The organism is Amycolatopsis sp. WAC 01375 (assembly GCF_003947325.1).
Classification (GTDB): Bacteria; Actinomycetota; Actinomycetes; order Mycobacteriales; family Pseudonocardiaceae; genus Amycolatopsis.
In genome coordinates, this window is the sequence record NZ_QHHW01000054.1 from 221770 (window position 1) to 234776 (window position 13007).

The following is a 13007-nucleotide window of genomic DNA, read 5'->3' on the forward strand; positions in this document are numbered from 1 at the left end:
TCCCCAGTCGCCCTGGTGTGGCGCCGGCACGTTGATCTGCGACAGCAGGCAAGCGCGCTGTGTATGGATTCCTGACCTATTCCGGGTTTGTCGCGCCGTACTGAATCAGCGTATCCGACACGGATGCGTCCGTTCCTCGTGCGCTGACGTTTTCCACTGTGCCGCAACGGTTCCCTGCGTGAACCGGCGGTTGATTGCTTCCCTTTGAATCGCGCCGGTGACGCCTGCGCGGAATAGGGGAGAGGTGTGCCGAATGTCCGGCGCTTCGGTAGCGAAAACAGGGAGAAAGAATGCTATCCAACTCGCCAAAGTGGCGAAAAGTGGTGATCGGCGCCATGGCGGCGGCCCTGGCCGTGGGCACGGTGACCTACACCGGCTCCACGACCAGTGCCTACGCCGACGTCCAGGTCGTCAAAGACGCGAAGAAGGCGGCCGACGGCAAGGAGTACTGGGTCCAGAACCACCTGGTGTCCAAGGACATCGCGGCGTCCCGGAGTGCGGACGGCAAACGCAAGAAGTGGCTGCTGGTCTGGGCCGGCGACGAGAACATCGCCGACACCCTGGTCAAGGACGTCAAGAACCTGCCGGGTTCGCTCGGCGGGGGCCTGAACAAGATCAAGAACGCGTTGCCCGGTCCGGACTTCCTCGCCGTGATCGACGCGACGCAGGGTTCGCCGACCTACGGCAAGGTCGTCAACACCGCCACCGTCGGACCGCTCGTCGAGAACGAGCCGCACCACATGCAATACGTGTGGCACAAGGGCGACACGATCTACGCCGGCGCGCTGTTCGCCGCCGCGACGTACGCCTTCGACGTCTCCGCGTTGCCGCAGCTGAAGCTCAAGGGCGTCAGCCTCCCGACCCAGACCCTCGGCGGTTCCGTGCCCGACGCGTACTGGGTGCTCAAGGACGGCACCGCGTACGGCACGTACATGGGCGGTCCGGTCGTTCCCGGCCCGCACACCTACGCCAACGGTTCCACGGTTGTGGGCAACGGTTTCGCCGGCAGCCCCGGCGAGGTCGTCCGCTTCGACCAGAACGCGCAGGTGCTTTCCGAGTCCCCCGCGGCCACCCCGCAGGGCGACAACAAGAAGCTGTGCGACAACCTCCCGCAGCTGGACAAGCCGACCTGCGCCAACCCGCACGGCATCCAGGCCCGTGAGGACCTCGACACCCTGGTCACCAGTGACTACGCCGAGCCGCGCAACATCATCCTCGACCCGGTGAAGCAGCCGTCGCCGTATCTGCGGCGGCCGACCGTCCGCACCTGGGACATCTCCGACCGCAACAAGCCGAAGCTCAAGGCGGTCTCGTACCTGCCGGACGGTCCTCGCGCCGATCCCGCCGACCCGCTGCACGCCGAAAGCCGCGCGGTCATGGAGACCACGGTGACGAACCTGCCCGGTCACAAGGGCGCGTTCGCCCAGACCATGCAGGGCGGCGCGGTGTTCTACACGCCGGACATCACCGCCAAGGAGCCGCACTGGATCCAGGTGTTCGACGACGGCGCGGCGAACAAGGCGATCCACCCGAACAACGACTCCAACGGAGGCGGCTCGAACGGTGGCTGGATCCAGACCAGCCCCGACGACAAATACCTCTACCGCGCGATCACCGGCCGCCAGAAGGGCGCGCTCGGTCCGGACGACCCCGGCACCACCGGCGGCGTCTACGTCCTCGACATTCGGAAACTCGTCGCCGCGGGCGACAAGGTCGAGAACATCAAGGGCCGGATCGACACGAAGGAGAAGTCGCAGCAGGGCGGTGGCGGCGACCTGCCGACCGTCGTCGGCGCGGCGCCGATCAACCCCGGCACGTCCGGCGGTGGCCCGCACTGGGGCGCGTACGACAACTTCGTGCTCGGTGAAGACGGGTACTACCACGAAACCGACAAGCCGCGGCATCTCGCGGTGTCGAACTACTTCGTCGCACGGTCCGGTTTGGACGGTGACCACAAGGTCAACCTGCTGAACCTCGGCGAAGACGGGAAGGTCGGCGTCGACCAGAACTTCCGGGACGAGTTCACCGGACAGGTCGGGATCAACTTCAACCGGAAGACCTGGCCGCACGGGTCCTTCGGCAATGCCAAACCGCACTCCGAACTGTTCGTCGTGGCGGACGCGGATCTCAAGTAACCCTGTTCGGCGCGGAAGGTCGTGGGTGGCGGGCACAGTCCGCCACCCACGACTCCGCCGATCTGCTCGGAGAAGGTCCCTATGGATCACCACGTCATACCGGCGAGCTCGGGTTCGGCCGGAGTCGACATCGCACTGGTCGTGCTTCGGCTCGGCCTCCTGCTGGCGACCGCTTTCCTCGCCGGAACGGGAATCCTGCGCCCGCTCGTGGGCGAGCTGCCCCGGCGTCTCCACCTCACCATCGCCGTACTGGGCGGGGTTTCGGCCGCGCTGGCCGCGATCTCCGCCTTCGCGACCGACGTCAATGTCATCGCGCTGATCGTGCATCTCGTGCTCGCGCTGGCGATTCCCGTCCTGATCCGCTGGCCGTCGGCAGGCCGCTGGGCGTCCCTCGGGCTCGCCGCACTGGTGGTGCTCGAAACCTCGCTCGGGCGGACGGGCGTCGAATTCGCCATCGACACCGTCTACGTCGCCGCGGCGGCCCTGTGGTTCGGTGTCACCGTTCTGTCCGTCTGGGTGCCCGCCGGGCAGTGGCGTCAGACGAACTTCCGGCTCGGCCCGCTTTCGCTGACCCTGGGCGGACTTCTCGTCGTCGCGGGTGCGGTCCAGCTGTTCTCCTCCGGTCTGGGGTTCGACCGCCGGATCTACGGCACGCTCTTCGGCCTCACGTTGCTCGTGATCGCCTTGCTGCCGCTCTTCGCCACCGTGGTCGCGGGATTCTTCTTCACAGGAACCGATTCCACGCGGGCTTACCGGTTCGGCGCGGCCGCCGTGGCCATCGGTTTCCTCGCCTGGAGCGCCCTCGCGGCCATTCCCAAGCCGCCCGAATCGCCGGTTCCCGGTGTCGCGCTGCTCGCGGACGCCGCCATCGGCGACCAGCGGTTCCCGGTACTCGTGAGCCCGCAGCGGCCCGGCAAGAACCTCGTCCACTTTCCCGCGAGCGCGGGAGAAGACCTGTCCGCCGGAATCGAAGGCGGCCTGGTCGGCAAGGCCATCGTGCGGCCCGGCGCCGAGGGCACCTGGGCCGAGGTCGACCTGCCGAAGGGCCGCAGCGACCTGATCATCAGCCGTGGCGGGGAGAAGACGACCATCGAGGTCGACGCGGGCGACGAGCAGGGGCACCCCATCGCCGACACGGACGCGCCCGAGTGTGCCTCGGCCGCGCTGGGCGGCCTGATCGCCGACCGCCGCGAGGTTCTCACCTCCTGCCCCGCGGACGGACTTTCGAGTGAGGACAGCGGTTCTCTCGTGAAACTCGTCGAGTTCCTCGCCGGGCGCAAGCCTGCCGCGCTCACCCTTGTCGAGGACACCTCGCCGCGCAGTGTGGCCGCCGCGAAACTGGTCCGCGAGACCGCCGCACGCTCCGGACTCGCGGTGCGGACCGAGGCGGGCGCGAACACCGCGCTGGTCGTCGTGTCCGGCTGGGCGGGCGGCTACACGGCGATGACCCGTGCGGCCGAGTCCCAGCGGCTCAAGCCGACCCACCAGTACGGCCTGTATCTGGCGCCCTGGTTGCTCAACGGGCCGATCGTCAACTCCGTCGCGAGCTCCTCGCTGCCGCTGAGGTTCGACCCGCGCGAGCAGGTCGCCGTCAGTTTCGCGGTCGCCGCGAACAACGCCTTCGGTGGCGAAAGCCCCACGCTCGGCGGCTTCCGGAACTGGCTTGGCGACCAGTGGAGGTCGATGAACGGCGACGTCCAGATCTTCGCGGCCGCACAGGTCAACGCCATGCCGATGTACCCGGGTGAACCGCACGCCGTCGGGATGATCGCCGACCGGAACTACGCGGGGCAATGGATCCCCGACGGCACGATCGTGCCGATCAGTTCGGTTCTGCGGTGAAGGATTCCGCTCGCTTCCAGCGGCGGTGAAAGGAAAAGGGAGAAGAGATGAAGCGAATCGCGGCCCGTGTGCTGCTGCCGCTCGCCGTCGCGGGCGCGTTGTCCGGACTCGCCGGCGGGGTCGCCTCGGCCGACCCGTTGCCGGGACTGCCGACCGGTGGCGGCGGCCCGGCGCTCTGGCTGATCCCCGGCGTCGACCTCGGCGGACTACTCGGACCGACCGTTCCCGTGCCAACCGACGTCCTCGCCCCGATCTACGGGATCATCACGCCGATTTCGTAAAAACCGTTACCAGTAAAGGAGAATCTCATGAAGAAGACCTTCGTTCGCGCGGTCACCGGTGCCGCGCTCGCCGGTCTCGTCGTACTCGGCTCGGCCGCTCCGGCGCTTGCCGCGCAGGATGCCCCGAACGATGTCGTGGTCGTCGACGAACCCGACACGAGCGAGCTCAACAACATCTGGACGTTCGCGCCGCTCGGCGTCCCGGTGCTCGGCCTCGTCCAGTCCCTCAACGGCGTCCCCGGCCGGCTGCTGCCGTCCTGACTTCCGCGGCGGCGCGGCTCCTCCGGCCGCGCCGCCGCTTTCGGTGAGGAGAACCGATGGCCGACAGACAACTGATCGGGCGCATCGCCATCGCGGGGATCGTGGTGGCCGCGCTCGCGACCTGTGTGGTGCTGCTCAACGGCGACGAAGAGCCGCAGGCCGAAACCGTGGCCGTCGTCGGCGAGCCGACCGGCGCCGCGCCGTCGCGGGAGCCGGACCGCACGATCACGCGGACGCTGAGCCGGCCGCAGCCGCAGCCGGTGTCGAACGACTGGCGGATCGTCTACGAGCTCGCCGGGACGGGGACGGCGACCGTGGTCTACGACTCGAACGGGCTGGGGCTCGTGCATCAGGAGTCGCAGGTGACGCTGCCGTGGCGCAAGGAGCTCACGTGGAAGAACACCGGCACTCCGCCGACCGTCCAGCTGATGGGGCAGGGCGAGGGCGCGGTCGAATGCCGGGTGGCCGTGGGCGGCGCCGTCGTCACGTCGGAGAAGTCCGCTCCCGGTGAGGTCGCGACTTGCGCCGGTCGGCTCGCCCCCTCCTGACTTGCGTTTAGCGGGCTAATCGCGATCCGGGCCCGGGCGCGCTTTCCGGCCCCCGTGTCGACTTTAGCGGGCTAAACGCGATCCGGCGGCGGGCGAAATTCGCTGGCCGGGGTAGGCAGAATGTAGCCATGACCTGGAGCTTCGAAGTCACCCCCGTCGATCACCCGGACGCCGCCCAGCTGCTGCGTGAGTACCTCGACGAGATCGCGTCCCGCTACTACGGGCGCCAGGTCACCGAGGAGGAGCTCGACGCTCTGATCGAGGAGCACCACAGCCGGAACCTGGTCCCGCCGACCGGCGCTTTCCTGCTCGCTTGGCGCGACGGGGTGCTCGCCGGTTGCGCCGGGTTGCGGGTCGCCGCGCCGGACATCACCGAGCTCACCCGCGTCTTCCTGCGGAAGTCCGAACGCGGCAAGGGCGGTGCGGCGCTGCTCGTGGCCGCCGCCGAGGACGTCGCCAGGGGACTCGGCGCCACACAGATCCGCCTCGACACCCGCGACGACCTCGTCGAGGCGAGGGCCCTGTACGCCCGCCTCGGTTACGAGACGGTCGAGCCCTTCAACAACGAGCCGTTCGCGCATCACTACTTCGCGAAGTCCCTGGCCCAGGCGGTGCCGGATCGCGTTTAGCCCGCTAAAGGCGACGCGGCCGCGGGGTGAAGGTCGCCTTGCCGAGGAGGGCACCGGCGAGGACGGGGGCCAGTCCGATCAGCAGCAGGATGACGCCGGTGTCCTTGCCCTCGATCAGCGGATGCCACCACAGCGGGGTCACGGCGATGTCGACGACGTCACCCCGCTCCGGGAACGTCCCGAACGACATCCACCGCAGGTCCTTGACCTCATGCGTCTCGCCGTCGAGTTCGTAGGTGCCGTCCACCAGGTTTCCGTTGCCGCAGCTGGTGCAGGTCGACGTGCCCGCCTCCGCGCGCAGCGTCGCGGTCACGGTGAGCCGCGCCTCGGGGGCGAGCCCGGTCAACGCGGTCAGCGAGTTCACCGCGAGCGCCAGCCCCGGCAGCACCAGCGCGAGCGCGACGACCGTGCGCGCCACCAGTGAAAGCGACGACAGCGGCTGACGGCCCGCCGCTTCCCGGCGCCGGTTGAGCGGGCCGCGGAGCCCGGCGAGCGGGCCTCGCCTTCCGCCGAGCCATCCGGTGTCGCTGGTGTCGGAAGCCGCTGCGACAGCACGGAAATCCGCGTCTTCCCAGTCCACTGTGGACGCGAGTATGGCCAGTCGCCGGGAGTCGGCGAACATCACCTCTTCGGTCAGCGTCCCGGCTTCGGAGGTCCACAGCGAGCCGCCGTGGAAGGCGACTTCGCGGACCCGGAACCACGAGTCGCCCTCCAGTAGCGCGCGAACGCCGGGGGAGAGCAGTGTCTTGGCGAACTCCGGATCGGACGTCGTCACGGTGAACCGGCGGTCGAACTCCGTGCCGGTCTCGAACCGCTGGAGCAGCGCGTCCGGCTTCGGTGCCCCGATGGTGTTCCGTGTGATGCGGGCGTCCTCCAACGGTGTGAACCGCTCCGGCTCGAAGGCGCCCGTGACCGGGGTGATGACGACCGACGGCACCTCCGGCGTCCGCAGCTGGATCAGGGCGTATGTCCCATCGATCAGGTCAGCTGTCCTGGCCAGGTCCGGGAAGTCCGCCGAGCCGCCGAGCCCGTACTCGACTCCGAGCAGCCGATGTCCGTTGTGCTCGAACTCGACGGCCGTCGCCACCGACTCGGGAGAGGCGTGGGTGACGGCGATCCCGCGTTGGGGGAGCACGCCGAAGCTCGGCTCACCGGTCCCGTCGAGCCTGCCGGTCCACGTCTTCTGCCGATGCCCCCGCCACGCCGCCAAAGCCGCGATCACCACCGGGAAGGCGAACCAGAGCCAGCCGGGCACCGCGCTGCCGGACCCGGCCGAGAGCCAGTACAGCGACGTTTCGGAGACGAGGATCCCGCAGAGCGCGTAGCTGACGGCCGCCGCCGTTGGCCGCCGTCCGTCGAAGCGCCCTCCGAGCAGCAACAGCCCCAGGGCCAGGGTGTACCCACCGGCGATGAGCCACGGCCCGGCCAGCTGATCGTCCATCGGGCGACCCTACTGGTCCATGTCGAGGTTCTCGCGGGTCTCCTCTTCGCTGTGGCGACCGCCGGTCCGGCCGTATTCCTGCCCGGTCGTGGTGGTCCTGGTGTTGTCGATGGCCTTGTTCGCGAAGTCGAAGGCAGCCTTGCCCTGGTACGCCGATCCCTTCGACAGATCGGTGGGATTGACCCCGACCACCTGCTTGATCGCCTGGTTCGGCACACCCTTGAGGACGTCCTTCGCGGCATCGCCGAACGTGCCGAGCTGGGTCCCGGAGTCCTTGGCGAACGCGCCGACGATCGCCTTCTCCTGGCCGGGGGTCATCCCGACCTTGCCGGCCTTCGTCAGCTTCGAACCCTGTTTGACCAGGTCGTCCGTCCACTTGAGCAGGAAGCCCATGAACTTGTCGAGCAGCTTGCCGAGTTTGCCGAGGTGCTTGGTGATCTTGCCCATCGCGCTCGCGGCCTTGGCGATCGTCGCGGTCATCGCGGCGGCCACCGACGAGCCGAGGCTGACGACGGAGGCGGCCAGCGCGGGCAGCCAGATGTAGATCGCCCAGGTGACCAGCTCGGAGATGATCGACTTGACGACCTCTTCGATGACGGTCATCACCATCGACCACATCTGCAGCGTCTCGGCCACCGTCCCGGCGCTGTTGCCGATGCCCTTGATGCCGACGGCGAAGTCGCCGAGCGCGTTCCGGGCGGCGTCGCCCGCGTCGCCCACCCAGTCCTTCAGTGACTCGTCGCCGGTCTTGACGAAGTCGTCGGCCAGCGTCACGAAGCCCTTGGCGATGTTGCCGAAGTTGCCGGCCGCGGTCTTGAGCGCCGGACCGTCGCCCGTGACGAAGTGCAGCGCGTCCTGCAGTGGCTGGATCAGCTCGATCAGGATGTTCAGGCCGTTGCTGACCAGCCAGCCGACCGGGTCGAGCACGAAGCTCGCGAGGTCCGCGCCAGCCCCCGCGATGAACCCGGCGCCGTCCTGGATCAGCTGCCCGCCCGCGGCCACGACGTCGCCGGGACCCTGCGCGGCGCCGAACTTCTCGTAGGCGTTGGCGACGGTGGTGACGCCCTTGCCCGCGATCGGCACCTTCTTCGCCGCGTCGAGCGCGTTCTTGCCGAAGCTGTCGTCACCCGTGATCTTGACGCCGCCGGCGATACTCGCCTTCTCGTCGGTCATGCCGTCCCCCAGCTCACTTCGGTCCGTCGATCTTGGCTTCGTACTTTCCCAGGGTGATCGTCGCGTCGTTTTCGAAGCCGTTGTAGATCGACGCCGCCTGGGTCATCTTCCCGGAGAACGCGTCGACCCCGGTCTTCATCAGTTCGAGCAGTTCGCGCAGATCGGCGAGCTTGCCGGTGTAGGTCTGCTTCACCGCGAGCCCGATCAGGCCCCACGACTTGTCCGTGACGTCGGCCTGGTCGACGAGGTCGCCGAACTTCCCGGCCTCGTCCTTGTAGTAACCGAGTTTGTTCGCGTAGTCGATCAAGGCCTGCGTTTTGACCGCGTGCCCGCCTGGTCCGGTCATCGGTGATCCTCCTCGTCGAACAGGTTCTTGAGGAACTGGTCACCGGGCGAGTCCCCGGCCGACGGCGGTCGTCCGGGAGCCGGTTCGTCCGACCGCCGGAGCACCGTTTCCTCGCTGAAGTCGTCTTCGTTCCGAGGGCGGCGGGCGGTGCTCGGTGGTGGCTCCTCCGACATCTGAGACCGCAGATCGTCCGTTGTGGTTCCCAACGCTTCGGCTTGGGCTTCGAGAACCTGTTCTTCGACGTTCGTATGGAACGTCCCGCCGAACTGCGCGTCGACGATCCCCGCCTGCTTCCGCGCCGCGTCGGCCACCGCGGTGTGCAAAGTGGACAGAATGGCGGCGCCGAGCTGTTGTGGTTGCTGCCGAAGGGCTTCCGGGCTGAGGCGGATGTCCTTCACGGACCCGCCGGGGCCCGCGACGACGGTGACCGAACGGTCCGGTGACGTCGCCACCGACTCCAGTTCGGCCAGTTCACTCTGCATCTCGCCGACCTTCGCGAACTGCGTCTCGGCCTGTTTGATCTTGGACTGGAATTTCTCGAATTCCGCGACGAGTTGTTCGAACTCGGCCGACATGGAGCCTCCCCGTGCTTGCGGTGCGTCGTCCGGTCATCAGCGGCGGCACTGTGACCGGTGTCATCGTGACCCATTCACCGCTTTGACGCGATGGTGTCCTTTCCGGATCCATCCGGCTCACCCGATAGGGGAATAGGTAGCGTGGTTCGCCGAGCAGGGCGGAATCAGTACGAGTGAGGGGAGGGCGTCGTGGACGCCGAGCAGCAGGAAAGCATCGAAGAACCCCGGCGGGGGAGTCACGCGGCGCCGGAGGGGGCTCCCGTGCATCCGTTGATCGATCTCTCGAGGGACCCGCATCCGGGCCGGGCGGACCACGCCAAACCCGACGAGGAATGATGGCTGGGCGCGCGGCGCCTCCGTCGAGGGCGGTGGCGCGGGCACGGATGGAGAACCGGTCCGAAACGCCGTTCCATCAGGTTCGCCGCGGCGTGACGCCCGGCACGATATAGTTATAGACCCCCCGATTTGGCCGGTCCGGAAGAGGCCGGGTATCTTTGGAGACCGTGCCCGGCAGGCGTCGGGCCGTCCCGTGTGCCGTGCGGCATGGACGGGGTGCTCAGGCATCCGGTCCACCGGCTTCGCCCACACGGGATCCGACGGAAAATCCCTACGGGAAGTTACCGGTCGCAAGACCGTGACGCGGGCCGACACGCCCGACCGCGGGGGCCGGAGACAACACGTAGTAGCAAGATCGCGAACAGAAAGCTGGTCCATTGCCCACGATCCAGCAGCTGGTCCGTAAGGGCCGCCAGGACAAGGCTGCCAAGCAGAAGACCGCGGCCCTCAAGGGGAGCCCGCAGCGGCGTGGTGTGTGCACTCGCGTGTACACCACAACCCCCAAGAAGCCGAACTCGGCGCTTCGCAAGGTCGCTCGTGTGAAGCTGACCAGCGGCATCGAGGTCACCGCCTACATTCCCGGTGAAGGCCACAACCTGCAGGAGCACTCGATGGTGCTCGTGCGCGGTGGTCGTGTGAAGGACCTGCCGGGTGTCCGCTACAAGATCATCCGCGGTTCGCTCGACACCCAGGGTGTCAAGAACCGTAAGCAGGCGCGCAGCCGGTATGGCGCGAAGAAGGAGAAGAGCTAATGCCCCGCAAGGGTCCGGCCCCCAAGCGGCCGCTGATCTCTGACCCCGTCTACGCATCCCCGCTGGTCACCCAGCTGGTGAACAAGGTGCTGAAGGACGGCAAGCGGTCTCTGGCCGAGCGCATCGTCTACGGCGCCCTCGAAGGCGCTCGCGAGAAGACCGGCACTGACCCGGTCGTCACGCTGAAGCGCGCCCTTGACAACGTGAAGCCCACCATCGAGGTGAAGAGCCGCCGTGTCGGTGGTGCCACCTACCAGGTGCCGATCGAGGTCAAGCCGGGACGTTCCACCACGCTCGCGCTTCGCTGGCTGGTTTCCTTCTCCGCGGCTCGCCGCGAGAAGACCATGATCGAGCGCCTGCAGAACGAGCTGCTCGACGCGAGCAACGGCCTCGGCGCCAGCGTGAAGCGGCGCGAGGACACGCACAAGATGGCCGAGTCCAACAAGGCCTTCGCGCACTACCGCTGGTGATGACCGCCCGGCTGCCGATCAAAGCCTTGCCGGGCCCCAATTTTGAGACAGGGGAACACTCTCGTGGCACGTGAAGTGCTGACCGACCTGAACCAGGTCCGCAACATCGGCATCATGGCCCACATCGACGCCGGTAAGACCACCACCACCGAGCGGATCCTGTTCTACACCGGGGTCAACTACAAGATCGGTGAAGTCCACGATGGCGCCGCCACCATGGACTGGATGGAGGAGGAGCAGAAGCGGGGTATCACCATCACCTCGGCTGCCACCACCACCTTCTGGGCCGATCACCAGATCAACATCATCGACACCCCGGGTCACGTCGACTTCACCGTCGAGGTGGAGCGTTCGCTGCGCGTGCTCGATGGTGCCGTCGCGGTGTTCGACGGCAAGGAAGGTGTCGAGCCGCAGTCCGAGCAGGTCTGGCGTCAGGCGGACAAGTACGAGGTTCCTCGTGTCTGCTTCGTCAACAAGATGGACAAGCTCGGCGCGGACTTCTACTTCACCGTCCGCACCATCGAGGAGCGCCTCGGTGCCCGTCCGCTGGTCATCCAGCTGCCGATCGGCGCCGAGAGTGAGTTCGAAGGTGTCATCGACCTGGTCCGCATGAAGGCGCTGACCTGGCGCGGCGAGGTCCAGAAGGGCGAGGACTACGCCGTCGAGGAGATCCCGGCCGAGCTCGCCGACAAGGCGGCCGAGTACCGGGAGAAGCTGGTCGAGGCCATCGCCGAGACCGACGACTCCCTGATGGAGAAGTTCCTCGAGGGTGTGGAGCCGACGGAGGCCGAGCTGAAGGCCGGTATCCGGAAGCTCACCATCGCCCGCGAGGCGTACCCGGTGCTCACCGGTTCCGCGTTCAAGAACAAGGGCGTGCAGCCCATGCTCGACGCGGTCATCGACTACCTTCCGTCGCCGCTGGACGTCCCCGCCGTCGAGGGCACGCTGCCCGACGGTGAGACCCCGGTCCTCCGGAAGCCGTCCGTCGACGAACCGTTCTCCGCTCTGGCGTTCAAGATCGCCGCGCACCCGTTCTTCGGCAAGCTGACCTACATCCGGGTGTACTCGGGCAAGGTCTCCGCCGGCGCGCAGTTGATCAACGCCACCAAGGAGCGCAAGGAGCGCATCGGGAAGCTCTTCCAGATGCACTCCAACAAGGAGAACCCGGTCGACGAGGCCCAGGCCGGCCACATCTACGCGGTCATCGGCCTGAAGGACACCACCACCGGTGACACCCTCGCCGACCCGCAGAACCCGGTCGTCCTCGAGTCGATGACGTTCCCGGCGCCGGTCATCCGCGTCGCGATCGAGCCCAAGACCAAGGCCGACCAGGAGAAGCTGTCCCTGGCGATCCAGAAGCTGGCCGAAGAGGACCCGACGTTCCAGGTCAACCTGGACGAGGACACCGGCCAGACGATCATCGCGGGTATGGGCGAGCTGCACCTCGAGGTGCTGGTGAACCGGATGAAGTCCGACTACAAGGTCGAGGCGAACATCGGTAAGCCGCAGGTCGCCTACCGTGAGACGGTGCGCAAGACGGTCGAGAAGCTCGACTACGTGCACAAGAAGCAGACCGGTGGTTCCGGTCAGTTCGCGAAGGTCATCGTCAAGCTCGAGCCGCTCGAGTCCACCGACGGTGCCCTCTACGAGTTCTCCAACAAGGTCACCGGTGGTCGCGTGCCGCGGGAGTACATCCCGTCGGTCGACGCGGGCGCGCAGGACGCCATGCAGTACGGCGTGCTGGCCGGCTACCCGCTCGTCGGGTTGAAGTTCACCTTGTTGGACGGCGCGTACCACGAGGTCGACTCTTCGGAAATGGCCTTCAAGATCGCCGGCTCCATGGCGATGAAGGAAGCCGCGAAGAAGGCCGGTCCGGTCATCCTCGAGCCGCTGATGGCCGTCGAGGTCACCACGCCCGAGGACTACATGGGCGATGTGATCGGCGACCTCAACTCCCGCCGTGGCCAGATCCAGGCCATGGAGGAGCGCGCCGGTACCCGTGTCGTCAAGGCACTGGTCCCGCTGTCGGAGATGTTCGGCTACGTCGGTGACCTGCGGTCGCGTACCCAGGGACGTGCCAACTACTCCATGGTGTTCGACTCCTACGCTGAGGTTCCCGCGAACGTCGCGAAGGAAATCATCGCGAAGGCGACAGGGGAGTAGTTCCCTCTCGCTCGCGGGCATAAGGAAAACTCCTGAACGTCCGCACCACCCACCG

Annotated in this window: 14 protein-coding genes; 10 read left to right on the top strand and 4 right to left on the bottom strand. The window is 67.4% G+C overall.

What is annotated here, in order from left to right:
• Positions 1-335 precede the first annotated feature (335 nt).
• From DL991_RS36010 to DL991_RS36035, 6 genes are all read left to right on the top strand, one after another.
• Positions 336-2135, top strand: a complete 1800-nt coding sequence (locus DL991_RS36010) for a hypothetical protein (RefSeq protein WP_125789065.1) — start codon at positions 336-338, stop codon at positions 2133-2135.
• An 81-nt stretch (positions 2136-2216) separates the two neighbouring features.
• Positions 2217-3977 (top strand): hypothetical protein, encoded by a 1761-nt coding sequence (locus DL991_RS36015; RefSeq protein ID WP_125788806.1) that lies wholly within the window; start codon positions 2217-2219, stop codon positions 3975-3977.
• 47 nt (positions 3978-4024) lie between these two features.
• A complete protein-coding gene (locus tag DL991_RS36020) occupies positions 4025-4258 on the top strand; it encodes a hypothetical protein (protein WP_125788807.1) in 234 nt (77 codons plus the stop codon).
• 27 nt (positions 4259-4285) lie between these two features.
• Positions 4286-4519, top strand: a complete 234-nt coding sequence (locus tag DL991_RS36025) for a hypothetical protein (protein ID WP_125788808.1) — start codon at positions 4286-4288, stop codon at positions 4517-4519.
• A gap of 56 nt (positions 4520-4575) precedes the next feature.
• A complete protein-coding gene (locus tag DL991_RS36030) occupies positions 4576-5067 on the top strand; it encodes an MmpS family transport accessory protein (RefSeq protein ID WP_125788809.1) in 492 nt (163 codons plus the stop codon).
• 128 nt (positions 5068-5195) lie between these two features.
• The gene (locus DL991_RS36035; RefSeq protein ID WP_125788810.1) at positions 5196-5696 is read left to right on the top strand and encodes a GNAT family N-acetyltransferase; all 501 of its coding nucleotides are present in this window, start codon (positions 5196-5198) and stop codon (positions 5694-5696) included.
• A gap of 4 nt (positions 5697-5700) precedes the next feature.
• Here DL991_RS36035 and DL991_RS36040 read toward each other — a convergent pair whose 3' ends face one another.
• Genes DL991_RS36040 through DL991_RS36055 form a run of 4 tightly spaced genes read right to left on the bottom strand, consistent with a single transcriptional unit; the run spans position 5701 to position 9231 of the window.
• Positions 5701-7137: a hypothetical protein gene (locus DL991_RS36040; protein ID WP_125788811.1), complete on the bottom strand. Its 1437-nt coding sequence runs from the start codon at positions 7135-7137 to the stop codon at positions 5701-5703.
• Between the two features lie 9 nt (positions 7138-7146).
• The gene (locus tag DL991_RS36045; RefSeq protein WP_125788812.1) at positions 7147-8310 is read right to left on the bottom strand and encodes a hypothetical protein; all 1164 of its coding nucleotides are present in this window, start codon (positions 8308-8310) and stop codon (positions 7147-7149) included.
• A 13-nt stretch (positions 8311-8323) separates the two neighbouring features.
• A complete protein-coding gene (locus DL991_RS36050; RefSeq protein WP_125788813.1) occupies positions 8324-8656 on the bottom strand; it encodes a hypothetical protein in 333 nt (110 codons plus the stop codon).
• Positions 8653-9231, bottom strand: coding sequence for a YbaB/EbfC family nucleoid-associated protein (locus DL991_RS36055; RefSeq protein ID WP_125788814.1), 579 nt, complete (start codon positions 9229-9231; stop codon positions 8653-8655). Before DL991_RS36055 ends, DL991_RS36050 begins: the two co-directional genes overlap by 4 nt.
• 189 nt (positions 9232-9420) lie before the next feature.
• On the opposite strand from DL991_RS36055, the gene DL991_RS43125 reads away from it, so the two are divergent.
• From DL991_RS43125 to fusA, 4 genes are all read left to right on the top strand, one after another.
• Positions 9421-9567, top strand: a complete 147-nt coding sequence (locus DL991_RS43125; RefSeq protein ID WP_199746243.1) for a hypothetical protein — start codon at positions 9421-9423, stop codon at positions 9565-9567.
• A 377-nt stretch (positions 9568-9944) separates the two neighbouring features.
• Positions 9945-10319, top strand: coding sequence for a 30S ribosomal protein S12 (rpsL, locus tag DL991_RS36060; RefSeq protein WP_003102113.1), 375 nt, complete (start codon positions 9945-9947; stop codon positions 10317-10319).
• Entirely contained in the window at positions 10319-10789 is a 471-nt protein-coding gene (rpsG, locus tag DL991_RS36065; RefSeq protein WP_005166770.1) for a 30S ribosomal protein S7, read from the top strand. Before rpsL ends, rpsG begins: the two co-directional genes overlap by 1 nt.
• A gap of 63 nt (positions 10790-10852) precedes the next feature.
• Positions 10853-12952, top strand: a complete 2100-nt coding sequence (fusA, locus tag DL991_RS36070; protein ID WP_125788815.1) for an elongation factor G — start codon at positions 10853-10855, stop codon at positions 12950-12952.
• Positions 12953-13007 lie beyond the last annotated feature (55 nt).